Annotated in this window: 22 protein-coding genes; 10 read left to right on the top strand and 12 right to left on the bottom strand. The window is 69.2% G+C overall.

Features of this window, described 5'->3' with window-relative positions; all coding sequences use genetic code 11:
- Nucleotides 1-12: 12 nt before the first annotated feature.
- From OED01_RS11760 to OED01_RS11790, 7 genes are all read right to left on the bottom strand, one after another.
- Nucleotides 13-1,821 (bottom strand): ABC transporter ATP-binding protein, encoded by a 1,809-nt coding sequence (locus OED01_RS11760; protein ID WP_264155467.1) that lies wholly within the window; start codon nt 1,819-1,821, stop codon nt 13-15.
- Nucleotides 1,818-3,710, bottom strand: coding sequence for an ABC transporter ATP-binding protein (locus OED01_RS11765; protein WP_264155468.1), 1,893 nt, complete (start codon nt 3,708-3,710; stop codon nt 1,818-1,820). Before OED01_RS11765 ends, OED01_RS11760 begins: the two co-directional genes overlap by 4 nt.
- Before the next feature lie 285 nt (nt 3,711-3,995).
- Complete coding sequence (locus OED01_RS11770) at nt 3,996-4,490, bottom strand: methylated-DNA--[protein]-cysteine S-methyltransferase (protein ID WP_264155469.1); 495 nt, start codon at nt 4,488-4,490, stop codon at nt 3,996-3,998.
- Nucleotides 4,487-5,968 carry a DNA-3-methyladenine glycosylase 2 family protein gene (locus OED01_RS11775; RefSeq protein WP_264155470.1) on the bottom strand — a complete coding sequence of 494 codons (1,482 nt, stop codon included), beginning with the start codon at nt 5,966-5,968 and terminating at the stop codon, nt 4,487-4,489. The genes OED01_RS11770 and OED01_RS11775 overlap by 4 nt, the downstream gene beginning before the upstream one ends.
- A 180-nt stretch (nt 5,969-6,148) precedes the next feature.
- Nucleotides 6,149-7,756: a bifunctional phosphoribosylaminoimidazolecarboxamide formyltransferase/IMP cyclohydrolase gene (gene purH, locus OED01_RS11780; RefSeq protein ID WP_264155471.1), complete on the bottom strand. Its 1,608-nt coding sequence runs from the start codon at nt 7,754-7,756 to the stop codon at nt 6,149-6,151.
- 26 nt (nt 7,757-7,782) lie between these two features.
- Nucleotides 7,783-8,370, bottom strand: coding sequence for a phosphoribosylglycinamide formyltransferase (gene purN / locus OED01_RS11785; protein ID WP_264155472.1), 588 nt, complete (start codon nt 8,368-8,370; stop codon nt 7,783-7,785).
- Nucleotides 8,371-8,379: 9 nt separating this feature from the next.
- Complete coding sequence (locus OED01_RS11790) at nt 8,380-9,774, bottom strand: cell division protein PerM (protein WP_264155473.1); 1,395 nt, start codon at nt 9,772-9,774, stop codon at nt 8,380-8,382.
- Nucleotides 9,775-9,864: 90 nt separating this feature from the next.
- Between OED01_RS11790 and OED01_RS11795 the strand changes: the two genes are divergently transcribed.
- Nucleotides 9,865-11,289, top strand: a complete 1,425-nt coding sequence (locus tag OED01_RS11795; protein ID WP_264155474.1) for an NCS2 family permease — start codon at nt 9,865-9,867, stop codon at nt 11,287-11,289.
- 63 nt (nt 11,290-11,352) lie between these two features.
- Here OED01_RS11795 and OED01_RS11800 read toward each other — a convergent pair whose 3' ends face one another.
- Nucleotides 11,353-11,760: a VOC family protein gene (locus OED01_RS11800; protein ID WP_264155475.1), complete on the bottom strand. Its 408-nt coding sequence runs from the start codon at nt 11,758-11,760 to the stop codon at nt 11,353-11,355.
- Nucleotides 11,761-11,835: 75 nt separating this feature from the next.
- Here OED01_RS11800 and OED01_RS11805 point away from each other — a divergent pair, with 75 nt between their 5' ends.
- The 4 genes from OED01_RS11805 (at nt 11,836) to OED01_RS11820 (ending at nt 16,484) form a co-directional block, all read left to right on the top strand.
- Nucleotides 11,836-12,405, top strand: coding sequence for a TetR/AcrR family transcriptional regulator (locus tag OED01_RS11805; RefSeq protein WP_264155476.1), 570 nt, complete (start codon nt 11,836-11,838; stop codon nt 12,403-12,405).
- 73 nt (nt 12,406-12,478) lie between these two features.
- Nucleotides 12,479-13,225: a GntR family transcriptional regulator gene (locus OED01_RS11810; RefSeq protein ID WP_264155477.1), complete on the top strand. Its 747-nt coding sequence runs from the start codon at nt 12,479-12,481 to the stop codon at nt 13,223-13,225.
- Between the two features lie 185 nt (nt 13,226-13,410).
- Entirely contained in the window at nt 13,411-15,357 is a 1,947-nt protein-coding gene (locus OED01_RS11815; RefSeq protein WP_264155478.1) for a glycerophosphodiester phosphodiesterase family protein, read from the top strand.
- Nucleotides 15,358-15,431: 74 nt separating this feature from the next.
- The gene (locus OED01_RS11820; RefSeq protein WP_264155479.1) at nt 15,432-16,484 is read left to right on the top strand and encodes a DUF916 domain-containing protein; all 1,053 of its coding nucleotides are present in this window, start codon (nt 15,432-15,434) and stop codon (nt 16,482-16,484) included.
- Between the two features lie 63 nt (nt 16,485-16,547).
- Here OED01_RS11820 and sucD read toward each other — a convergent pair whose 3' ends face one another.
- Both sucD and sucC read right to left on the bottom strand, forming a co-directional pair.
- Nucleotides 16,548-17,450: a succinate--CoA ligase subunit alpha gene (gene sucD / locus OED01_RS11825; protein ID WP_264155480.1), complete on the bottom strand. Its 903-nt coding sequence runs from the start codon at nt 17,448-17,450 to the stop codon at nt 16,548-16,550.
- Nucleotides 17,451-17,468: 18 nt separating this feature from the next.
- The gene (gene sucC / locus OED01_RS11830; protein ID WP_413231583.1) at nt 17,469-18,635 is read right to left on the bottom strand and encodes an ADP-forming succinate--CoA ligase subunit beta; all 1,167 of its coding nucleotides are present in this window, start codon (nt 18,633-18,635) and stop codon (nt 17,469-17,471) included.
- A gap of 130 nt (nt 18,636-18,765) precedes the next feature.
- On the opposite strand from sucC, the gene OED01_RS11835 reads away from it, so the two are divergent.
- Together OED01_RS11835 and OED01_RS11840 are read left to right on the top strand one after the other, a co-directional pair.
- Nucleotides 18,766-19,428, top strand: coding sequence for a TetR/AcrR family transcriptional regulator (locus tag OED01_RS11835; protein WP_264155482.1), 663 nt, complete (start codon nt 18,766-18,768; stop codon nt 19,426-19,428).
- A gap of 55 nt (nt 19,429-19,483) precedes the next feature.
- Nucleotides 19,484-20,719 carry an acyl-CoA dehydrogenase family protein gene (locus OED01_RS11840; RefSeq protein WP_264155483.1) on the top strand — a complete coding sequence of 412 codons (1,236 nt, stop codon included), beginning with the start codon at nt 19,484-19,486 and terminating at the stop codon, nt 20,717-20,719.
- A gap of 18 nt (nt 20,720-20,737) precedes the next feature.
- On the opposite strand, the gene OED01_RS11845 is transcribed toward OED01_RS11840, so the two are convergent.
- Nucleotides 20,738-21,295 carry a PadR family transcriptional regulator gene (locus tag OED01_RS11845; protein ID WP_264155484.1) on the bottom strand — a complete coding sequence of 186 codons (558 nt, stop codon included), beginning with the start codon at nt 21,293-21,295 and terminating at the stop codon, nt 20,738-20,740.
- A gap of 107 nt (nt 21,296-21,402) precedes the next feature.
- Here OED01_RS11845 and OED01_RS11850 point away from each other — a divergent pair, with 107 nt between their 5' ends.
- Entirely contained in the window at nt 21,403-22,050 is a 648-nt protein-coding gene (locus OED01_RS11850; protein WP_264155485.1) for an NAD(P)-dependent oxidoreductase, read from the top strand.
- The gene (locus tag OED01_RS11855) at nt 22,047-22,439 is read left to right on the top strand and encodes a hypothetical protein (RefSeq protein WP_264155486.1); all 393 of its coding nucleotides are present in this window, start codon (nt 22,047-22,049) and stop codon (nt 22,437-22,439) included. Before OED01_RS11850 ends, OED01_RS11855 begins: the two co-directional genes overlap by 4 nt.
- A 5-nt stretch (nt 22,440-22,444) precedes the next feature.
- Here the strand turns inward: OED01_RS11855 and OED01_RS11860 are convergent, their stop codons facing one another.
- A complete protein-coding gene (locus OED01_RS11860; protein WP_264155487.1) occupies nt 22,445-22,957 on the bottom strand; it encodes an SLC41A family transporter in 513 nt (170 codons plus the stop codon).
- A 65-nt stretch (nt 22,958-23,022) separates the two neighbouring features.
- On the opposite strand from OED01_RS11860, the gene OED01_RS11865 reads away from it, so the two are divergent.
- Nucleotides 23,023-24,471 (top strand): phytoene desaturase family protein, encoded by a 1,449-nt coding sequence (locus OED01_RS11865; RefSeq protein WP_264155488.1) that lies wholly within the window; start codon nt 23,023-23,025, stop codon nt 24,469-24,471.
- Nucleotides 24,472-24,520 lie beyond the last annotated feature (49 nt).

The following is a 24,520-nucleotide window of genomic DNA, read 5'->3' on the forward strand; positions in this document are numbered from 1 at the left end:
CCCCGGTCAGGATCAGACCAGCGTCTCCTGCCACGCGGCGTGCAGCTGGGCGAACTTGCCCGTGCCGCTGATGAGCGCCTCGGGGCTGTCGTCCTCGATGACCCGGCCGTGTTCCATCACGAGCACGCGGTCGGCGATCGCGACGGTCGACAGCCGGTGCGCGATGATGATCGCCGTGCGGTCGGCGAGCAGGGTCTGCAGGGCGTCCTGGATGAGCCGCTCCGACGGGATGTCCAGCGATGCGGTCGCCTCGTCGAGGATCAGCACCGCGGGGTCGGCCAGGAACGCGCGTGCGAACGAGATCAGCTGACGCTGACCGGCAGACACGCGCCCGCCTCGCTTGTTCACGTCGGTGTTGTAGCCGTCCGGCAGCGATGAGATGAACTCGTCGGCGCCGACCGCCTTCGCCGCGGCGCGGATCTCATCCAGCGTCGCGTCCGGCTTTCCGAGGGCGATGTTGTCCGCGACGGTTCCGCTGAACAGGTACGCCTCCTGCGTCACCATGACGATCGCCCGGCGGAGGTCCTTCGGGTGCAGCGAACGCAGGTCGACGCCGTCCAGCGTCACACGCCCCTCGGACGGGTCGTAGAACCGCGAGATCAGCTTCGCCAGCGTGGACTTCCCCGCTCCCGTCGTTCCGACGAGCGCCACGGTCTGGCCGGCGGGGATGTCGAGCGAGAAGTTCGGCAGGATCGTCTTCTCGCCGTTGTACCCGAAGGTGACCTCGTCGAACGAGACGTGTCCGCGCGACTCCCACAGATCCACTGGTTTCGTGGGGTCCGGAACCGTCGGGACCTCGTCGAGGACGCCGGACACCTTCTCCAGCGCGGCCGTCGCCGATTGGTAGGAGTTCAGGAACATGGCGATCTCCTGCATGGGCGCGAAGAAGTTCCGCACGTACAGGACGGCGCTCAGCAGGACGCCGATGCCGATCGCGCCGGTCGACACGCGCACGCCGCCCCAGAGCACCACGAACGCGGTCGTCAGCGCGGCGACGGCCATGAGCCCGGGCTCGAACGTGCCGAACAGCACCATCGATCGGCGGTTCACGTCGCGGTAGTCACCGGCCAGCTTGCGGAACGTCTTGTCGTTGCGCGGCTCCTTGCGGAACGACTTCACGGCACGGATGCCGGTCATCGTCTCGACGAACTGCACGATCACCTTCGCGCTGATGACCCGCGACTCCCGGTACACGAGTTGCGAACGCGAGTAGAACCAGCGCATCAGGAACGCCAGCGGAACGCCGGCGAGCAGCAGGATCAGTCCGGACTGCCAGTCAGCGATGATCAGGGCGATGAACGTGAAGATCCCGAACAGCACGCCGGAGACGAGGTTGTTCAGTCCGCCGTCCAGCAGCTCACGGATCGAATCCAGGTCGCTCGTCTGACGCGAGATGATGCGCCCGGACGTGTACGACTCGTGGAATTCCAGGCTCAGCTTCTGGGTGTGCAGGAAGATGCGCTTGCGCAGATCCAGCAGCACGGCCTGGGTGATCCGCGCCGCGATCACGACGTACCATCCGATGAGCGCGGCTGCCGTCGCCCCCGCGAAGATGTAGATGACGGTGACGAGGATCGCCGGCATCCAGTCCGCCTCGTCGAGCAGCATGGGCAGTGCCCGGTCGATTCCCAGCCCGATGAGGATCGGACCGGAGACCTGCAGCGCGGTCGACACGACGAGCACGACGGCGGCCAGCGCGATCCGCGCTCGCAGCGGCGTGATCAGCGAGCCGAGCAGGCGCAGCGAGCGACGCCGGATGGCCCTGCTCTCCTCGCGGGTGTAGTTGGAGCGATCCTCGCCCTGGGTTCCGGTGAGGGTCATGCCTGCACCTCCTCGTCCTCGCCTGCCGTGGAGTGCGCAAGCATCTCCTCCGTGATGATCGGGATCGCCCCGGTTCTGGCGGCTTCCTCGGCCTCGAGGCTCGAGATCACGTGCCGGTAGTGCGAGCTGGTCCGCAGCAGCTCGGTGTGGGTGCCGACGGCCGTGACCCTGCCCGACTCGAGCAGCGCGACACGGTCGGCGAGCGCCACCGTCGACGGGCGGTGCGCGACGACGAGCGCCGTGGTCTCGGCGAGCACGTGGCGCAGCGCCTCCTCGACGAGCGCCTCGGTGTCGACGTCCAACGCCGAGAGCGGGTCGTCCAGCACGAGGACCTTCGGTGCCGCGGCGACCGCCCTGGCGAGTGCCAGGCGCTGCCGCTGTCCACCGGACAGGCTCAGCCCCTCCTCGCCGATGATCGTCTCGGTGCCCTCAGGCAGAGCGTCCACGAACGCGGCCTGCGCGACGTCGAGTGCTTCGCGCATGACGCGCTCGCCCTCTTCGCTGTGCGGGTCGAGGTCGGCACGACCGAGAAGCACGTTCTCGCGCACGGTCGCCGAGAACAGCGTCGCGTCCTCGAACGCCATCGCGATGTGCGTGCGCAGCTCGGCCAGGGGCAGGTCGCGCACGTCGACGCCGTCGAGGGTCACCCGGCCGCCCGTCACGTCGTACAGACGTGCAGGCAGGGTCGTGAGCGTCGTCTTGCCCGAACCGGTGAGCCCCACCAGCGCCATGGTCTCGCCGGGGCGCAGCACGAGGTCGATGCCGTCCAGGAGGTCGCGCTCCGACGCACCGGCGTCCTGGTAGCGGAAGTGCGCGCTCTCGAAGGCGAGTTCGCCTCGGGGCTCGGCGATGTGCACCGGCTTCTCCGGGTCGGTGATCGAGTTCTTCTCGTTGAAGATGTCGAACACGCGGTCGGTCGCCGTGCGGGCGTCGAGCATGAACGAGAACAGGAACCCGATCGACTCGATCGGCCAGCGCAGCACGGTCGCCATCGCGAAGAACGCGAACAGCTGCGCCTCGTCGATCTGCCCCTGCCAGACCAGCCAGATGCCGGTGATCAGGCTCAGACCGAACGCGATCTGCGGCATGAGGTCCAACCAGAACCAGATCCGGCCGACGGCCCTGGCCTTGTTGAGCTCGGTCTCGCGCAGCGTCTCGGCCTGCGAGCTGAAGCGACGGAGGGCGTGCTGTCCGCGGCCGAACGCCTTCAGCACGCGGATGCCGTGCACGCTCTCCTCGACGCTCGTGGCGAGGTCGCCGGCCTGGTCCTGGCTCTGCCTCGCGAGCGCGCCGTAGCGCTTCTCGAACAGGTAGCCCTGGATCCACATCGGCACACCGGTGATGAGGAAGATCACTCCGAGCATCCAGTGCCACTGGAAAAGCAGCACGGAGCCGATGATGATCGTCAGCACGTTGACGACGAGGAGGATCAGACCGAACGCGATCCAGCGGCGGATCAGGCCGATGTCCTGCATCATGCGGCTGAGCAGCTGGCCGGACTGCCAGCGGTCGTGGAAGGCGACCGGCAGCGTCTGCAGCCGCGCGTAGATCTCGGAGCGCATCCGGAACTCGACCTCGGTCGCCGGGGTGAGGACGAACCAGCGGCGCAGCCACACCATGGCTGCCTCGCCGAAGCCGAGCAGGAGCACGACGGCGGCGCCGCCGACGATGAGCCCGAGGTTGACGGACTGTGCTTCGAGGCCGCGCACGACCTGCTCGAGCACGATCGGCACCATCAGCGCGATGATCGCGGCGGCGAGCGCACTTCCGGCGCCGCCGACGAGGCGCCAGACGATCGGACGGACGAACGGCTTCAGCCGCCACAGAGCGGCCGGAGTGGAGAGAGAGACGGAGGAAGGAGGGATATGCGGAGCAGGGGTGGCAGACATGACTCTCAGAAGTGACGAGGCGAAAGAGGAGACGAAAAAGCGCGCCGACAGCGTGGCTGCGACGGCGTGCGAACGGAGATCGAAGAGGAGGATCTACCCGCGGCAGGTCGCCACGTGAATCCCCGGAGCGGACACCTGTGCGACGGCGATCGAGATCATGATGTCCTCCTCGGGGTGGGGTGATGCCGCCCGGTCGGTGCGACAGCCCACCAGCCTATGCCTGTGAACCAGCTGGGTGCAAGACTTTCTCCTGACGTTTTGACACGTGTCACCCGGAACAGCGGTTCAGGCGGCCGCCTCGCGGGCCAGCAGGGACTGCTTCACGTCGAGCCCCCAGGCAAAGCCGCCGAGCGAACCGTCGGTGCGCAGCACACGGTGGCACGGCACGAACAGCGCCGGGGCATTGCGCGCGCAGATGGATGCCGCGGCCCTGACCGCGCTGGGCTGGGCGAGCGCCGCCGCGAAGCCGGTGTACGTCAACGGCGCACCCGCATCGATGCGCCGAAGGGCCGCCCAACCGCGTAGCTGCATCTCGGTGCCGAACTGCGCGACGCGGACCTCGTCGATCGCGCCGAGGTCGCCGCCGTAATAGGCCGATACGGCGTCAGCGGCATCCGTCGCCCCCTCGCGCACAGCGGTGGGACGGTTGCGCACCGCGAGTCTGGCGAGGATCTCGTCCTGCTCCCCCGTCCAGCCCGAGGCCAGCACGCGCTGCTCCTCGTCCGCCAGGATCGTGAAGGCCCCGTCCGGGGTGTCGATGGTCTGGATGATCGCGGTCATGAGTTCTCCTCGGTTCGATTCGAGCGGGTTCGCGGGGTGCGCACGGGCGCCGCCCGCCACAGATGCGCGGTGAGATAGCTGCGCCACGGCGCTGTACGGGTCGCCCAGGCCGTCAGAGCGGCGGGATCGGACGGGATGCCGAGCGCCGCGGCGCCCGAGCGGACGGCGACGTCTCCCGGGAGGAACACGTCGGGGTCGCCGAGCACGCGCATCCCGACGTAGCCGGCCGTCCAGGGGCCGATGCCCGGCATGGCGATCAGCGCGGCGCGCTGCTCCAGCGCATCGTCGCCGACGGTGAGACGAAGACCCCCGTCGGCGAGGGACGCCGCCGCGTGCGTGATGGCGCGGATCCGTGCGGCGGGTCCGCGCAGCACCTCGGAGCCGTGCTCGGCGATGGCCGCCATCGTCGGGAAGAGGATGCCGTCGTCGACCCGTTCGCCCAGCCGGTCGGCGAGCGCCGTCAGCGCGGTGCGCGCCGCGGCGACCGTGATCTGCTGGCCCACCATCGCGCGGATGAGCATCTCGTGCGGGTCGGCGGCGCCGGGGACGCGGATCCCCGGCGTGCGGGCCACCGCGTCGGCGAGCTCCGGGTGGTTCGCGAGGGCGGCATCCACGGCGACGGGGTCGGCGTCGAGATCGAACAGCCGACGCGCCGTCGCGACGAGCGGCGTCAGGTCGCCGAGCCGGCTGACCCGTGCCCGCAGCCGCAGGCGCCCCTCCTGCTCTCGGATCTCGAACCATGCCGGGCCGCCGGGCATCCGCAGATGACGCGCGAAGGATGTCGCCGTGGCCTGTTCGACGCCCGGGAGAGCGCGAATCGACATCCAGGCGAACACGCCCGCGGCGTCGAGCGGTTCGCGATGCGGCAGCAGCAGGTCGATCTCGCCCGGAGCGCACACGCTCGTGCGGTGGCGCCGGGCGCGCAGTTCGGTCGGGGTCATGCCGAACACCTCGCGGATCGTGTCCCCCGCCTGACGGATGCTGGCGAAGCCGGCCGAGAAGACGACATCGGAGATCGGCATGTCGGTGCCGACCAGCAGCATCCGGGCGGTGTGCGCGCGATGCGCCCTGGCCAGTGCGAGTGGTCCGGCACCGAGCTCGTTCGTCAGCAGTCGGGTCAGATGCCGGCTCGAGTAGCCCAGGCGAGCGGCGAGACCCGGCACCCCCTCGCGTTCGACGACGCCGTCGGCGATCAGGCGCATCGCCCGCGCCGTCGCGTCTCCGCGGAGATTCCACTCGGGAGAACCGGGCGCCGCCTCCGGAAGGCAGCGCTTGCAGGCACGGTAACCGGCTTCGTGCGCCGCAGCACTGGTCGGGAAGAACGTGACGTTCTCGGGCTTGGGCGTGCGCGCAGGACAACTGGGTCGGCAGTAGATCCCCGTCGAGCGCACGGCCGTGACGAACTGCCCGTCGAAGCGGACATCGCGCGCGTCGATGGCGCGGTATCGCTCATCGAAGGTCAACATCGTCAGGCTCATGCCTCAACTCTGACATGGCCGGATGCCGCGTGCGCGCGGAAATCGGACATGACTGTCGAGGCTCGGTCCCCGCACACCGCGCCGTGTGTCCGGGTCGGTGCGGGATGCCGCCCCCATCACCCGCAGAAACCAGGACACCCCGGCGAATGCACGCCAGGGGTGTCCGCAGAAGCACGGGGATCAGTGGAAGAAGTGCCGCTCTCCCGTGAAGAACATCGTGACGCCGGCAGCCTTGGCAGCCGCGACGACCTCGTCATCACGGACCGAGCCGCCGGGCTGCACGATGGTCGTGATGCCGGCATCGAGCAGCACCTGCGGTCCGTCGGCGAACGGGAAGAACGCGTCGGATGCGGCGACCGAACCGGCCGCCCTGTCCCCCGCCCGCTCCACCGCGAGGCGGCAGGAGTCGACGCGGTTGACCTGGCCCATGCCGATGCCGACCGTCGCGTTGCCCTTGGCGAGGACGATCGCGTTCGACTTCACCGCACGGCAGGCCTTCCACGCGAAGATGAGGTTCTGCATCTCCTCGTCCGCCGGGCGCTCACCGGAGACCAGCTCCCAGTTCTTCGCGACGGATTCGATGTCGTCGGGGAACCGGTCGGCGTCCTGCAGCAGCAGTCCGCCTGAGACGAGCCGCACGTCCATCTGCTCCTGACGCCAGTCGGCGGGCAGCTGCAACAGGCGCAGGTTCTTCTTGGCCTTGAAGACCTCCAGCGCCGCAGGCTCGAACGCCGGTGCGACGATGACCTCGGTGAAGATGTCCTTGAGGTTCTCGGCCATCTTCAGCGTCACGGTGCCGTTCGCGGCGATCACGCCGCCGTAGGCCGACACCGGGTCGCACTCGTGCGCACGCAGGTGCGCGCTGGCGATCGGGTCGAGGGCGTTCGGTGCCGTCGTCGCGATGCCGCACGGGTTGGCGTGCTTCACGATCGCGACCGCGGGCAGCACCATGTCGAACGCGGCGCGCAGCGCAGCATCCGCGTCGACGTAGTTGTTGTACGACATCTCCTTGCCCTGCAACTGCACCGCCTGAGCGATGCCGTGGCCGCCGACGCGGGAGTAGATCGCGCCGCGCTGGTGCGAGTTCTCGCCGTAGCGGAGCGTGGTCAGGCGCTCGGCTTTGATCGTCAGGTGCGCGGGCAGCTCGCCGCCGTCCGACAGCGTGCCCTCGGCGAACCATGCCGCGACGGCGGTGTCGTATGCCGCCGTGTGGGCGAACGCGCGGGCCGCGAGTTCGCGGCGCTGCGAGAAGCTGGTACCGCCGGCTGCGACGGCGTCGATGATCGCAGGGTAGGACTCCGGGGAGACCACGATGGCGACGTTCGCGTGGTTCTTCGCCGAAGCGCGCACCATGGCGGGTCCGCCGATGTCGATCTGCTCGACCACATCGTCTCCGACCGCGCCGGAGGTGACGGTCTCCACGAACGGATAGAGGTTCACGACGACGAGCTCGAAGGGCGCGATCTCCAGGTCGGCCAGCTGACGCTCGTGGTCGGCCAAGCGCAGGTCGGCGAGCAGGCCGCCGTGGATGCTGGGGTGCAGCGTCTTGACACGGCCGTCGAGCATCTCGGCGACGCCCGTGACGGCGGCGACGTCGGTGACGTCGTATCCGGCATCCCGGATCGTCGCGGCCGTCGAGCCGGTCGAGACGATCTCGACGCCCGCGGCGGCGAGTGCCTCGGCGAGCGCCAGCAGGTCGGTCTTGTCGCTCACCGACACCAGCGCGCGCCGGATCGGCACGATGTCGCGGTCACGGTAGAGAGTGGGATCGTGGCGGGGGCCGGCCATGGAGGGCTCCTTCGTGCGTCGGGTGTTCAGGAAGCGGTTGTCAGATCGATGTCGCCGGTCGCGATGGCGCGGACCACATCGATCAGAAGGCGTCGCTCGACCGGCTTGATGCGGTCGTGCAGAGTGTGCTCTGTGTCGCCGGGCTGCACGGGCACGCGCTCCTGCGCGAGGATCGGTCCGGAGTCCACGCCGTCGTCGACGACGATCACACTCGCCCCGGTCTCCGTGACGCCGGCGGCGAGAGCGTCGCGGACGCCGTGCGCGCCGGGGAACTCCGGCAGGTACGCGGGATGCGTGTTGATGATGTGCGGCGCGTACCGGGCAACGAGCGCCGCGGGAAGCAGACGCATGAGTCCGGAGAGCACGATGAGATCCGGCGACCAGACGTCGAGCTGCCGGGCGAGTTCCTCCCCCCACTGCTCGCGCGTCGCGAAGGCGCGGAACGGCACCGAGAAGCTCGGGATGCCGAACTCCTCCGCATGCGCGAGACCGTCGGCTTCCCGGTCGGCGCCGACGACGACGATCCGAGCGGGGAAATCGGGGTGACGAGCGGCTTCGAGGAGGGCCCGAAGATTGGAGCCCGCGCCCGAGATGAGGACGGCGACCGTGAGCACCCGGTCAGTCTACCGGCGGTCGGAGGTGCCGCCGTCGCCGCGGTCGTCACGGAAGAAGCCGGACTCGTCGATGGGGGCGGTCTCGCCCTCGTCGCCGAGGACCGCATCCGCCCGCGCATGCAGTGCGGCGATCGGCGCATCGACCTCGACCGGGGAGACGCCCATCTGAGCGGTCCAGCGATCGGTTCGTTCCTCGGCGAGCTCGTCGCGGTTGCGCGGCGACAGCAGCAGGATGCCCGCACCGACCAGCACTTCGGCGCCGATGGCCAGCGCGAACCAGCCGGGGTGCGGGCCGACATCGGCGAGGCGTCCGGGCCCGATCGAACCAGAGGCCGCCGACGCTGCGAGTCCCGCGACCAGCGCGGACAGCGCGGCGATGCCGCCGGCGATCACGGCTCGAGGCGCCCACCCCACCGCGGTCTGCTCCCAGACGAGGCGCGAGCGCACCATCCATCCGGCGACCGCACCAGCGGCGACGGGGATCAGAACCACGATCAGCATCCAGATGGAGCTGTGCTCCGGCATCAGCCCGAACATCGGGATGCCGGGGACGACGCCGAGCTGGGTGCCGGCGGGCGAGACCGCGGTGCCGACGCCGACCGCGAAGCCGGGACCGGCCAGCCACGAGACGGCCCAGACGATGACGGTCGGCAGATAGGCGAGCTGTCCCAGAGTGATGACGGTGGCACCGAGACCATCGACGCGCGCCGCCTCGAACAGGGTCACGACCTCGCTGCCGCGCAGCAGCACCATGAGGGCGACCGACAGGGCGCCGACCCCGGTGAGGATGACGGTCACGATCGCGGTTCCCCGCAGCGCCTCGGCCGGCACGGGCCCGCAATCGCCCCATCCGTCCACTGCGTCGTGCACGCGGTCGACGAGTCCGTCGTCCCCTTCGCGCCAGGCCTCGACCACGGCGGCTCCGACGGCTCCGACCAGATAGCAGCCGGCCGGGAACAGGATGCCGAGCACCGGAGATGCCGTGATGCCCGCGACGTGCGAGGTCATGACGACGCCGGTCGTGATCGCGGCGAAGGCCGCCGAACCGGCCAGCACACCGGTCCCCCATGCACCCGAGCGTGCGGCTCGGCGTCCTGACCGGGCGGCGGCGAAGATCGTGAACAGCAGGAACGCCATCGGCGCGACGGAGAGCGTGAACACCGCGGCATCCGATCCGATGCCGACCGCGACGAGCATCTCGTCGGGAAGGACGACATCGAGCGGGACCGCATGCCCGAACTGCCACAGGATGCCCGTCGCCGGCCACAGCGCTCCCCAGTCGGCGTCGACGCCGAACGCGAATGTCCACAGCAGCGTCAGCGGTGCGAGCAGCACCGTCAGCCCCACGGCGGCCGCGATGGCGGCATCGACGGCGGCGAGGAGCGCGACGAGGAGGCGTTGCATGACTCAACGAGACTACGACGAGTTGCCGACAGTCCCCCGGGGGCGCGCGCGATGGCCGCCACACGGTAACGTTTCTGCGGAGGTCCCCCGATGACAACTGCCCCTGCCCCCGCGCCGACCACGTCCGCGGAGCCCAAGAACGCGCTCGACAGATTCTTCGAGATCTCGAAGCGCGGATCGACGATCGGCACCGAGATCCGCGGAGGCCTGGTCACCTTCGTGACGATGGCCTACATCGTGATCCTCAACCCGATCATCCTGTCCACGCCCGATGTGGCCGGTGACACGCTGCCCGGCCCCGCCGTGGCGGCCGCGACCGCGCTCACGGCCGGTGTCATGACCGTGCTGTTCGGCGTCATCACCCGACTGCCGTTCGCCTTCGCCGCCGGTCTCGGGATCAACGCGTTCCTCGCGTTCTCCGTCGTCGGGTCCGTCACGTGGGCCGAGGCCATGGCCCTGGTGATGATCAACGGAATCGTCATCGTGCTGCTGGCTGCGACCGGCCTGCGGAAGATGATCTTCGACGCCGTGCCCGTGCAGCTCAAACTCGCGATCACGGTCGGCATCGGCCTGTTCATCGCCTTCATCGGCTTCGTGAACGCCGGATTCGTCACGGCGACGGGCAACCCCTCTCCCCCGGTGGATCTCGGCATCGGCGGATCCGTCGCGAGCGTCCCGACGCTGCTGTTCGTCATCACGCTCCTCCTGGGCGGCGTGCTCATCGCACTGCGCATCAAGGGCGCGATCCTGATCGCGCTCGTCGGCGGGACCGTCATCGGCGCGCTCATCAACCTCATCTGGAACGTCGAGGGGCTCGGGTTCGACTTCTCGGGCGGCATCGTCGGTCTGCCGGATCTCAGCCTCATCGGCGCCGTGGACTTCTCCTTCGACTTCGCCAAGGTGAGCTTCGTCGCTCTCGTGATGTTCGTCTTCACCCTGGTGTTCTCGAACTTCTTCGACGCCATGGGCACGATGACCGGTCTCGCCAAGGAGGCCGACCTCGCCGATGCGAAGGGCGACTTCCCTCGTATCAAGTCGGCGCTGGTGGTCGAGGGTGTCGGTGCGATCGTCGGCGGTGGCACCTCGTCGTCGTCCGCGACGGTGTTCGTCGAGTCGGGCGCCGGCATCGGCGAAGGGGCGCGAACGGGCTTCGCGACCGTCATCACGGGTGGCCTGTTCCTGCTCGCGATGTTCTTCACGCCGCTCACGGCGCTGGTCCCCGGCGCGATCGCGGGTGCGGCGCTCGTGCTCGTCGGTGCGATGATGCTGTCGCAGATCAAGCACATCGACTTCGCCGACTTCCGCGTGCTGCTGCCGGTGTTCCTGACGATCACCGTCATGCCGATGACCTACTCGATCGCCAACGGCATCGGCGCGGGCTTCGTCAGCTGGATCGTCGTGAACGCGCTGTCCGGCAAGGCGAAGACGATCCACCCGCTGCTGTGGATCGTCGGCGTCGGCTTCGTCCTGTTCTTCGCCCGCGGCCCGATCGAGGCTGCCTTCGGCGTCGCCTGATCGACGATCATGACGGAGGGGTCGGATGCTTCGGCATCCGACCCCTCCGTCGTCTTGCGCCGGTCAGTCGGCGGCGTACGCCGCGGCGAATCCCGCGGTGGGCTCGATGGGCTCGATGACGTCGACAAGGACGCCGCCCGGCGCCTCGACGATGAAGTGACGCTGGCCGAAGGCCTCGTCCCGCAACGGCAGGCGCTCGGGAAGTCCGAGCTCGCCGACCATGCGCGCGTGCTCCGCGGCAGCGTCCGGCACTTCGACGTTCAGCAGCAGGCCGCGCACGGGTTCCCGGAACCCGACGGGGATGGTCTCGTGCCGGTGATCCAGGACGGCGAGCTCTCCCCCGTGGAAGCGCATACTCACATACCAATCGGCCTCGAAGGTCGTCTCGAAACCGAGCACCTCGCGATAGAACCGCGTGGCCGCCGCGACCTCGTCGACCATGAGCACCGGATAGAAACTCGTGATGTCCATCTTCTCCCTTTACATACACGCTGTTTGTAACGACTGGAGCTACGATACATACACCAAGCACGTAAAGGAAGCCCCATGCCGAGAGCCAGCGCCGCCGAAGCCGCCGAGACGGCCCGGCGCATCCTGGACGTCGCGACCACGCACTTCGCCGAGCACGGGTTCGGCGCGGCATCCGTGGAGGACATCGCCCGCAGCGCGGGTGTCACGCGTGGCGCGGTCTATCACCACTACGCCTCCAAGACCGGACTGTTCTCCGCCGTCGCGGCCGCGCAGCAGCGGTCGGTCGCAGAGTCGATCGCGGCGGCGACCGAGCGCTCGGAACCGGCGGAAGCTCTGCGCGACGGCAGTCACGCGTTCCTGGATGCGATCACACGCGGAGCGGTCGCGCGCATCCTCCTCATCGACGGGCCCGCCGTCCTGAGCTGGCAGGACTGGCGAGGCATGGACGCCGCCGGCCCCGAGTCGGAGCTGCGCACGGGCCTGAGCGAAGTCGGCCTCTCCCCCGCGCTCGTCGACGCCATGACCGCCGCGTTGTCCGGTGCGATGAACGAGTTGGCGCTCCTGCTCGTCCGCCACCCGGGCGATGCCGAATCGCATGCCGCGGCGCACCGAGCGCTGGACCACCTGCTGGACGGCATCCTCTGATCACGCCGACGCGGGGCAGCCGGGTTTGCTGGATGGGCACCTGCCATTAACGTGCCCGTGACACCGTGTCCTCGTGCCCGCACGCTCCACGAACACCCGGAAGCTGCACCTCGCGGTCGCCGAGAAGATCCTTGCGGAACTCGAATCGGGTCTGCTCGCCTCCGATGATGTGCTCCCCAGCGAGTCGGCCCTGGCAGCTCGCTACCGCGTAGCCAGGGGTACCGTCCACCGGGCACTCGAACACATCGCGACAACGCATCATCGGCTCTCGCGGCGCGGCGCCAGGTGGATCATGCATCCGACGACGCTCGCTCAGGACGTGACCCAGCTGCGATCCTTCGGCCAATGGGCCAAGGCGATCGGCCATCGCCCCGGTGGGCGCACCGTGTCCAGCGTCGAAGGACGTTCGACCGAGGAGGAGGCGCACGCGCTCGGCATCGGCCTGCATCGCCCTGTGCTGCGGATCACACGGCTGCAGTCGCTCGACGGAGCTCCCGTCATGGTCAAGCGGACGACCTTCCCGCAATGGCTGATCCCCACGATCGCCCGCGTCCCGCCCGATGCCAGCTCGATCATGGAGGTCGTCGAGCACGTTCACGGTCCTCAGCTCGCGCACGGCGAGCACGTCATCTCCGCCGTTCTTCCCGACACCGAGGACGCGCGACTGCTCGGCGTGCCGCGCAGCACGCCGCTTCTGCGCATCCAGCGCACGGCGCGGACGTTCGACGGGCGCCCGTTCGAGTACAGCGACGACCGCTACCTGTCGACCGCGACGTCGCTGAGCATCGTGAACTCGGCGCGTCAGCCGACGCGCAGCTGAGGCCGCCCGCCGGCGCCGTCGCTGTCGTTCTGTGACCGTCGGCCCGTCTCGTCACGCCACGTCACGAAGTCTTCCCTCCGCGTCGAACGCGCGGCCCGACACCGTGCACCGGCCGTCACGATGCCGCCCGTTGAGTGGAGCCGCCAGGGGACTGCCTGGCGCTCCTCGACGGAAGGACCCGCATCATGACCACCTCCCCTCGCCGGCGCAGACGCGTCCGCGCCGCGTGCATCGCCACTGCCGTGCTCGCCGGTGCGCTGTCGCCGCTCGCGGCGGCGGCCTCGCCTGTTCCGGCGGAGACGCCGCCGGCAAGCGACCGCGTCTTCCTCGCCGAGGACTTCGAATCCGGAAGCATCCCCGCCGGCTGGAACACCATCGCCGGGTCATGGAGCGTCCAGGACGGCGCACTCGTCGGAGTCGGCGGCGCGGAAGACGCCAAGCTCACCTTCGGTGAGCATCGCACGGACTTCGCCATCGACGTCGACGTTCGCTTCGATTCGGCCGCCAACAGCGCACGCTGGCTCTCGCTGCTGCTGGATGCTCCGTCGGACGGCTCGCACCCCTGGCAGCAGGCGGCGGTGCGCAACGGCTCATCGGCGGCGAACGGCGTCGAATTCGCGCAGCGCACGCCGGCGAACGGCTGGAACGTCACCGACACCGGCTCGACCGAAGCCGACATCGGACTCGGCACCTGGGCGCATCTGCGCGTCGAGGTGAACGACAACGTCGGCACCTGGTACATCGACGGCGAGAAGGTCATGACCACGCGACAGCTCGTGCGCACCGCTGACGGAGTGCAGGGACTCATCGCGAACAACTCCCAGGTGCGCTTCGACAACCTCGTGCTCACCGAGATCGACCCGCTGCCGCCCATCTCGATCCGCGCACCCGGCGAGACCGGCGTCGTGGTCGGGCACCGGGGCAACTCGTCCGTGGCGCCCGAGAACACGATGCCGGCTTTCGTCTCGACGACCCGGTCGGGAGCGGACTACTTCGAGATCGACATCGCCCTCACCAAGGACGGCATCCCCGTGGTCATGCACGACGGCACCGTCGACCGCACCACCGACGGCACCGGTGCGGTCAGCGCTCTCACCCTCGACGAGATCCGCGCGCTCGACGCGGGGTCGTGGTTCTCGCCCGCGTTCGCCGGAACGAAGGTGCCGACGTTCGACGAGGTGCTCACCTACGTGGCAGGCGGCGGTGCGGACGTCGTCATCGAATACAAGGGCGATTGGAACGTCGATGACACGCGCATGACCGTCGACATGATCGAAGCCGCCGGTGTCGAGAACAAGGTCCTGGCACAGAGCTTCAGCGCCACCACCGTCGGCAACTTCGCCTCGGTGGCACCGGATCTGCCGCTGGCGTGGCTCACCGGAGGGATCGATCCGGCGATCATCGCCACGGCCGAACAGCTCGGCGCCGACGCCGTCAACCCCAGCAACGCGACGGCCGAGACCGTCAAGGCCGCGCATGACGCGGGGCTCGGTGTGTTCGTCTGGACGCAGAACAGCGCGACCGCATGGCAGTCGCTGACCGCCATGGGCGTGGACGGCATCATCACCGACCGTCCTGACGCCCTCGTGGGATGGATGCAGCGCTACAACCAGGCGCCGCCGACGACCGAACAGCCGCACCCGGGCGAGAACGAGCAGTCGCTGGCGGTCAGCGTGCCCGAGGCGAACCAGCCGTCCGGGGAGTTCACCTGGCGGTTCAGCTCGCAGGACGTCGTGTCGCTCGGCGAGGCGGCTCCGCTCGGCGACGGATATGTCGCCACCGGCGTGCTGAACGACATCGAGATCACCGACACCCGTGCGAACCCCGCGGCCCCCTGGACCCTGTCCGGTCAGGCCTCGGCGTTCGCCTCGGGTGCGGACTCCTTCGACTCCAGTGCCCTGGGGTGGACACCGCGCCTGAATGCCGAGGGCGCCGGCGCAGTGCCAGGGGCCCCCGTCTCGCCGGGGGTCGACGGCGGCCTGTCCCGCAGCGCCGTTCTCGTCTCGGCACCGAGCGACGAGTACAAGGGCGTCGAGACGGCGGTCGTCACAGCCGACCTCGACCTTCGTCTGCCGTTGGCGCAGGCAGCCGGCGACTACACGTCGACCCTCACCGTGACCGTCATCCAGTGATCGTGTGCAGGGCGCAGCCGCCTCGGCTGCGCCCTGCACCGCATGCCTCACCGAATCCCCGAAAGGCTCCCACGATGTCTCGATTCCTCCCCCGTCGTCCCGGTCTCGTCATCGGTGCCGGCGCCGCGGCGGCTCTGGTCCTGCTGACGACCGTCACGACGTCGGCGTTGAGTGCCCGCGCCGACACTCCCCTCGCTGCCTCCGCTGCCGCCGGCTCGGGCGACGTCGCGTGGAGCATGATGCCCGTCATCACCGACGTCGGCGAAGAGCGCAGCAACTTCAGTTACGCGCTCGAACCGGGCGCAGCCATCGAGGATGCCGTCCTCGTGCGCAATTCCGGAGCCGCGGAGCTGACCCTCGGCGTGTACGGATCGGATGCCTACACCGATGATGCCGGCGCCCTCGACGTGTCCGCGGCCGAGGCCGGAGCCACCGGCGTCGGTGGCTGGATCACGGCAGAGGCGGCGAGCATCCGACTCGCCCCCGGCGAAGTCGTGCGACTGCCGTTCACGGTGACCGTGCCGCCGGATGCGCAACCGGGAGAGCACGCGGGCGCACTGCTCACCGTGCGCGAGAGCGTCGGCGACACCGTATCCGTCGACATGCGCTACGCCACACGCGTCACCGTGACCGTCGCCGGCGAACTGACCGCCGGATTCGCCGTCGATCGCCCTCAGGTCATGGTCTCGACCGGGTTCTGGCCGTGGGACCGGGCCGTGGCCGCCGTCGATTACACCGTCCGCAACACCGGCAACACGCGCCTGTCCGCGGTCCAGCTCATCACCGCGCCCGGAGTGGAGCTCTACTCGACACCCGACGCGGCATCCGGCTTCCGGAGCCTCGCGGAGCTGCTCCCGGATGCCGAAGTCGACGTCCACGCCGCCGTCGACGGGCTGTCCGCGTGGTCGCCGATCATCCCGGTCGAGGTGGCCGTGTCACCGACCGTGCTCGTCACGAACACCGACAGCCCGCCGACCGTCGCCCAGGAACGCGTGGCGCTCTCCGCTCTCGCGGTTGCGCCGGGGTGGTGGGTGCTGGCGGTCGGCGCCGGTCTGATCGTCTTCCTCGTGGCCCTCGTCGCGGTACGGACGCGGCGTCGCCCGACCACGGCCTCCGAGGGCTCCTGAGCATCACGCGGACGCAACGAAGGCCCGGGGTGGAGCCCGGGCCTTCGTCTACAGCTTAGCGCGTCAGAGCGACTCGACGATCTCACGCATGAGCGCGGCGGTCTCGCTCGGCGTCTTGCCGACCTTCACACCGGCGGCCTCGAGGGCCTCCTTCTTCGCCTGCGCCGTGCCTGCCGAGCCGGAGACGATCGCGCCGGCGTGGCCCATCGTCTTGCCCTCGGGTGCGGTGAAGCCTGCGACGTAGCCGACGACCGGCTTGGTGACGTTCGCCTTGATGTAATCGGCGGCACGCTCCTCGGCGTCTCCGCCGATCTCACCGATCATGACGATCGCCTTGGTCTCGGGGTCGGCCTCGAACGCGGCGAGCGCGTCGATGTGCGTCGTGCCGATGACCGGGTCGCCGCCGATGCCGATGGCGGTGGAGAAGCCCAGGTCGCGCAGCTCGAACATCATCTGGTAGGTCAGCGTGCCCGACTTCGAGACGAGGCCGATCGGACCCTTGCCGGTGATGTTGGCCGGCGTGATGCCGACCAGCGCCTCACCGGGCGTGATGATGCCGGGGCAGTTCGGGCCGATGATGCGGGTCTTGTTGCCCTTGGACTGCGCGTACGCCCAGGCCTCGGCGCTGTCACCGACGGGAACGCCCTCGGTGATGACGACCAGCAGCGGGATCTCGGCGTCGATGGCCTCGATCATCGCGGCCTTGGTGAAGGCGCCGGGGACGAAGGCGATCGACACGTCGGCGCCGGTCTCCTTGATGGCTTCTTCGACCGAACCGAAGACGGGCAGCTCGACGGGGTTGCCGTCCTTGTCCGTGTGCGAGACCGTCGTGCCTGCCTTGCGGGCGTTGACGCCGCCCACGACCTGCGTGCCGGCCTTCAGCATCAGCGCGGTGTGCTTGGTGCCCTCGCCGCCGGTGATGCCCTGGACGATGACCTTGGAGTCCTTGTTGAGGTAGATCGACATTTCTCTGATTCCTTCGTCTCAGGCGTTCGCCAGCTCAGCGGCCTTGTCGGCGCCCTCGTCCATCGTGGCCGCGAGGGTCACGAGCGGGTGCGCATACTCCGCGAGGATCGCGCGTCCCTCCTCGACGCGGTTGCCGTCGAGGCGGACGACCAGCGGCTTGGACGCCGTCGTGCCGAGCGTCTCGAGGGCGCCCTTGATGCCGTTCGCGACCGCGTCGCACGCCGTGATGCCGCCGAACACGTTCACGAACACGCTCTTGACCTGCGGGTCACCGAGGATGACGTCCAGACCGTTCGCCATGACCTCGGCCGACGCTCCGCCGCCGATGTCGAGGAAGTTGGCCGGCTTCACGCCGCCGTGGTTCTCACCGGCGTAGGCGACGACGTCGAGCGTCGACATGACAAGCCCTGCGCCGTTGCCGATGATGCCGACCTGGCCGTCGAGCTTGACGTAGTTCAGGCCGCTCTTCTTGGCCTTGGCCTCGAGGGGGTCCGCTGCATCCTTGTCCTCGAGCTCTTCGTGCTCGGGGTGGCGGATCTCGGAGGCGTTCTCGTCGAGCGTCACCTTGCCGTCGAGCGCGATGATGTCACCCGACTCGGTGCGCACCAGCGGGTTCACCTCGACCAGCGTGGCGTCCTCGCCCTTGTAGACCTCGAAGAGCTTCACGAAGACGTCGGCGACCTTCTCGACGAGGTCCTCGGGGAAGTTCGCGGCGCGAGCGATCTCGATCGCCTTGTCCTTGTCGATGCCGGTCAGCGGGTTGACCTCGACGCGCGCGAGCGCCTCGGGCTTCTCGACGGCGAGCTGCTCGATCTCCATGCCGCCCTCGACGGAGCACAGCGAGAGGTAGGAGCGGTTGGCGCGGTCCAGGAGCACGGAGAAGTAGAACTCCTCGGCGATCGCCGCACCCTGCGCGACCATGACGCGCTTGACGACGTGACCCTTGATGTCCAGTCCGAGGATGGCCTTGGCCGCCTCGTAGGCCTCGTCGGGAGTCTTGGCGACCTTCACGCCACCGGCCTTGCCGCGGCCGCCTGTCTTGACCTGAGCCTTGACGACGACCACACCGCCGATCTTCTCGGCTGCCGCTTTCACCTCCTCAGGAGTGTCCGCGACGATGCCGGCGAGAACCGGCACTCCGTACTTCTCGAAAAGGTCTCGTGCCTGGTACTCGTAGAGATCCACGTGCAGTCCTTCGCTGGTTGCGGCGGGTGGGACGCGACAAGAATGTCGGTTGCCGATAGATGAATCGACCCGATCCCCCAGCCTACTACCGTCTGTCATCAGCCTTTCGCGCCGGTCTAGGCTTCTCGCTATGCACGAATCCGCAGAACCGCGCTCCGCCGTCGTCGCCGCTGCGCTCGAACTGTTCCAGGCGCAGGGCTACGACCAGACCTCCGTGGAGCAGATCGCGAGGGCCGCCGGCGTGAGCCGGTCGACCTTCTTCCGCCAGTTCGGTGGCAAGGAGGATGTGGTCTTCGCCGACCACGAGGTTCTTCTGGAGGAGCTGCGCGCATTCCTCGCCGAGGGCCACGGCGACCCCTGGGCCGCGGTGTGCGAGGCATCCGAGCGGGTCTACGCGCACTTCGCGCACGACCCCGAGATGGCGCGGCAGCGCTATCAGATCGTGCGGCAGGTGCCGGCGCTGCGCGAGCGCGAGATCATCACGGTGTTCCGATACGAGCGGCTGTTCGACGAGTACCTGCGCCAGGCGATGCCCGGCATCGATCCGCTGGATGCGGTGGGTTTCGCCGCTCTGGTCACGGCCGTCCACAATCATGTGCTGCGCCGTCTGCTGCGCGAGGCCAAGAAGGTTCCGGTGTCGACGCTGCAGTCGGCCCTCGTCGACGTGAGGCGTCGCTACGGGGTCGCGGCCGATGCCGCCGAGTCCGCCGCGGACGATCTCGTCGTGGCCGTGTTCCCGCGGTCGATGCCGACGGCGGAGGTCACCCGGCGTCTGGGAGCCCGGCTCGGCTGAGACTCGGTGCCCTCTGACGTGAAACCGAGTGCCGTCGCGCGATAGAGTGGCGCGCATGAGCGACGAAGCCCCCACCTTCCCCGGCGAGCGCGCAGGCGGCTATGACACGACGAGCCGCCGCGACAGCGACTACTACGCGGTCTTCGCCGACATCCCCGCCGCCGACCGCGCGGCGTGGGATCGCGCGAAGGCGTACATCGATGAGGTCGGCCCTCGGATGACGGATGCCTGGGATCGCGGCGAGTACCCGCTCGACATCGCGCGGCGCATGGGCGAGATGGATCTGGTCGTCGACGGCATCGAGCATCCGGCGCTGACGCGCTTCTCGCCGCTGGCCGCCGGTCTGGTCAACATGGAGATATCCCGCGGCGACGGCTCCCTCGGCACCGTGCTCGCCGTGCAGGGCGGCCTGGCGCTGCGCACGCTGGCGCTGTTCGGCAGCGAGGGCCAGCAGGCGCGGTGGCTGACCGCGCTGGCGGACGGCTCGGTGCTCGGCTCGTTCGCACTGACGGAACCGGATCACGGCTCGGACTCGGTGTCACTGGAGACCGTGGCGCGTCGCGACGGAGACGAGTGGGTCATCCGCGGCGCGAAGAAGTGGATCGGCAACGGAGCGTCCGGCGGCATCACGTTCGTGTGGGCCAGAGTCGACGACCCCGGCGCCGACGAGCACGGCGCCGTGCGCTGCTTCCTCGTCGAGCAGGAGACCCCTGGCTACGCGGGTACGGTCATCCCCGGAAAGGGATCGCTGCGCGGCATCCATCAGGCGCTGATCCGTCTCGACGACGTGCGGGTTGCGCTGGATGCCGTGCTCCCGGGGACCCGCAGCTTCAAGGACGCCTCGACGGTGCTGTATGCGACGCGCTCCGGCGTGGCGTGGTCGGCGCTCGGCCACGCCACGGCCTGCTACGAGGCCGCGCTTTCGTATGCGATGCAGCGCGTGCAGTTCGGCAAGCCGCTCGCGAAGTTCCAGATGGTGCAGGAGCGTCTGACCCACATGCTCGAGGACCTCACCGCGATGCAGCTGTACTGCCGCCGCCTCGCCGACCTCGAGACGGCGGGTGAGCTGCGGCCGACCCAGGCGTCGCTCGCGAAGTTCCACAACACGCGTGCCGCGAGGCGGATCGCGTCGACGGCGCGCGACCTGCTCGGCGGCAACGGCATCCTGCTCGAGAACGGCGTGATCCAGCACATGGCCGACATCGAGGCGATCCACACCTACGAGGGCACCGAGAGCGTGCAGGCGCTGCTGCTCGGCCGCGACATCACCGGGATGAGCGCGTTCGCCTGAGCGCCGCGAGCCTGCGCCTCAGCGCTCGCCCGCCATCCGGTACTCACCGGATTCCAGGCGTCCGATGAGCGCACGGGTCCATTCGAGGGCACTGTCCGCCGTGTGAGCCCAGAGGCGGATCGCCTCGACGTGATGCTGCCAGTCGGCATCGGGTTCGAGCTCGTACGGCCCGACGACCCGCGCGCGCCAATCCAGGTACCGCTGCACTCGCGCGTGCAGCAGCTCCAGCGCACGCTCTCTCGTCAGCTCGGTCATGAAGCCGATGCCTGCGATCGTCATCGTGAGGTCCGCCCTGTCGGAGCTGAGCGCGCTCTCGAGCAGGCTGCGGAATGCCGCTTCGCCGCGTTCCGTGATCGAATACGTGATCCGCGCCGGTCCGGCATCCGCTGTTTCCGCCTCCTCCTGGCGGAGCAGACCCTCCGCATGCAGCTTCTTGAGGCCGTGATAGATCGACCCCTGTTGGACGCTGCCCCAGAGCTGGACCCCCCACGACTCCAGATCGCGGCGCACCTGATAGCCGTGGGCGCGGCCGCGCTCACGCACGGCTCCGAGCAGCAGCAGTCGAGTCGCGGTCACCGTCTCATCCTGTCTGTCGTGGTGCCGGCCGGGAAATCATGGCCGGTAGTCAAACTGTACTATGGACGCAAGCGCTGACCGCACGGGCAACCACCGGAGGAGAGCAGATGCATATCGTCGTCATCGGAGCGAACGGAAGAACAGGGCGGCACGTCGTTCGGCAGGCACGGCACGACGGCCACCGGGTCACGGCTGTCGTCCGTGATCCGGGCGCCGCAGAGCTGACGGCAGGCGTCGAGATCATTCGAGCCGACGTCGTCGGCGGAGCGGACTTCGAGTTTCCCGCCGGCGCGGACGTGGTGATCTCCACGCTCGGGAAGAACTCGCCTCGTGACCGCACGCCTGTGTGCACCGTCGGGACCGAACGCGTCATGGCCGCGATGCGACGAGCCGGAATCGGTCGACTGGTCGCCACCTCCGCGTCCCCCGTGCTGCGGCGTGCCAACGGTGAACCGTTCTGGTTCCGGGCGACGGTGCGCCCGATCGTCCGGTGGTCGGGCAGGCACATCTACGCGGACTTGGAGGACATGGAACACTCGCTGCGGCAGTCCGACGGTGTCGTCGCCTGGACCATCGTCCGACCGGGCTATCTCGTCGACCAGCCAGGCGGCGCGTACGAACTGGTCGAGGAGTCGAATGCGATGGGCGTCGTCCACCGCGCCGATCTGGCCAGGGCCCTGTTGGACGTCGCCGGCCGTCCGCATGCCGCCGGGATCTCGTACGGGATCGCCAGCCGACCGGAGGCACGCTCGTGAGCGACCAGCAGCGACACCCGTCCGGCTCCCGTCTCACCCGAATCGGCATCGTCGCCGACGGAAGCTTCAAGCTCGTGGTCGCGGCCGCCTACGCCGTGTTCAACGCGCCGCTTGCGAGCGCACTGGGGGTCGCCCCGTGGATCGTCTCCCTCACGGCGATGCTGGTGGCGGCATCCGGCATCGTCGAGATCGTCATCAGCGGTCGCGCCGAGCGTCGCCACGTCTTCCTGCTCGCGGCATACGACTCCGTCTGGGTCGTGGTCTCGGCGGTGACGCTCCTCATGGCAAGCCTCGGAATCGCGGAGTCGGCGATCGCCTGGTTCGTCTTCCAGGCCATCGCATCGATCATCCTCGCCGTGCTGTTCCTGATCGCACGCACGCGTCCCTGATCGGCTCAGCCGGTGCAGCCGCAGGCGCCCGAGGGACCCTTCACCATGAAGCAGACGTCGCACACGCCGTAGTCGCGTTCTTCGAGCTTGGTCGCGCGCACCGGCCGTGCGGCGGTCGCCACCCGAGGCGCCGACGGCTTGTTCGAGCCGGGCGTGCGCTTGGTGGAGGCCTTCAGCGGCGTCGTCTCGGCGTAAGCGCTCGGGTGCGTGACGAAGAAGTACGGCGCACGCCCCTCACTCGGCTGCAGTCGCAGCATGGTGGAGCCCACGACGATCTGCTCCCACGACTCGAAGCCGTTGGTGTACGTCTTGCCGATGTGCAGCGGTGCACCCTCGCCGACTCTGACCGCCTCGATGTAGCGGCCGCGGTCGATGAAGGACGAGATGCCGACGGCATCCGTGATGGACGTGATGAATGCATGGTTCGCCGGGTCGATCCGATGCGCACGCAACGCCTCGGGGAGATTGCGGTACGGACGGGAGGTGCCTGCGGGGGTCGGCCCCTGTACTTCGTTCATTACCTCCAGGATCTCACGCGCAGAGGTATCGCACACACCATTGTCCGGCGTGCAAGACTTGCCCCATGGTGCGCGCGACGATCATCGGCAGCGGTCCGAACGGACTCGCGGCCGCAGTGTCGATGGCGCGCGCGGGCTACGACGTGCGCGTGCTCGAAGCCGCGCGCACGGTCGGCGGCGGCGTGCGCACGCTGGAATCGACGCTCCCCGGCTTCCGCCACGACGTCTGTTCGGCCGTGCACCCCGCGGCGCTGGCCTCGCCCTTCTTCCATGCCTTCGGGCTCGCCGAACGCATCGACTGGCTCCGTCCCGCGATCTCGTACGCGCATCCGCTGGACGACGGACGGGCCGGAATCGCCTGGCGCGACATCGAGCGCACCGCTGCCGGCCTGGGCGTCGATGAGCGCGCATGGCTGACCCGCCTGCGTCCGCTCAGCTCTCATATCGCCGGCGTCGTCGACTTCACCGGCAACCAGATGCTGCGTGTTCCGCACGACCCGATCACGGCGGTCCGCTTCGCACTGCGGATGCTGGATCAGGGAACGCCGCTCGCCGCGCGCACGTTCCGGACCGAGGAGGCCGCCGGGCTGATGTCCGGGGTGCTCGCGCACGCCAACACACCGCTCCCCTCGCTCGCTGGTGCGGCTGCCGGGCTGCTGCTGGCCGCGCAGGCCCACGCCGGCGGATGGATGTACCCCCGGGGCGGCGCGCAGCGGATCGCCGACGTCATGGCGGACGATCTCGCGGCCCACGGCGGAACGATCGAGACTGGGAATCACGTCACGGACCTGGGTTCCCTCGACTGGGGCGACCCCGCCCGCGGCGACGTCCTGCTGTTGAACACGTCGCCGCGGCTGCTGCGCACGCACCCCGACATCCCGCGCCGGTACGCCCGCGCGATCGACGCGTACCGCTACGGACCCGCAGCCGCCAAGGTCGATTTCGCCCTCGACGGCCCCGTGCCGTGGACCAACTCCGATGTCGCCCAGGCGCCGACCGTCCACGTCGGCGGCTCGCGCGAAGAGATCTGGGCGAGCGAGAACGCCGTCGCCCACGGCGTCGTCAGCGAGCGGCCCTATGTGCTCACCGTCCAGCCTTCCGTGCTCGACGACACCCGCGCCCCCGAGGGCAAGGCGGTGCTGTGGGCGTACATCCACGTGCCCCAGGGCTCGCACCTGGACGCCACCGAGCTCATCACCCGTCAGGTCGAGCGCTTCGCGCCCGGATTCCGCGACCGCATCCTCGCGCACCACTCCGTTCCGGCATCCTCGCGCGAAGCGATCAACCCAGCCGAGATCGGCGGCGACATCCTCGGCGGCGCGTTCACGATCGCGCAGGCGCTGCGCAGACCGACGCTCTCGACGGCACCATGGCGGACGCCGATGCGCGGGGTGTACTTGGCTTCGGCATCAACGCCGCCAGGCCCCGGCGTCAACGGAATGGCCGGCTGGCATGCCGCCAGAACCGCGCTCGCGGATGCCGGTACGAAGGTGTCGCTGAGCGATCTGTTCTGAGAAGCGCGACCGCCTGCCGTTCACAACTCCTCACGGATGCCGTCACACG

This window comes from Microbacterium sp. M28 (genome assembly GCF_025836995.1).
Classification (GTDB): Bacteria; Actinomycetota; Actinomycetes; order Actinomycetales; family Microbacteriaceae; genus Microbacterium.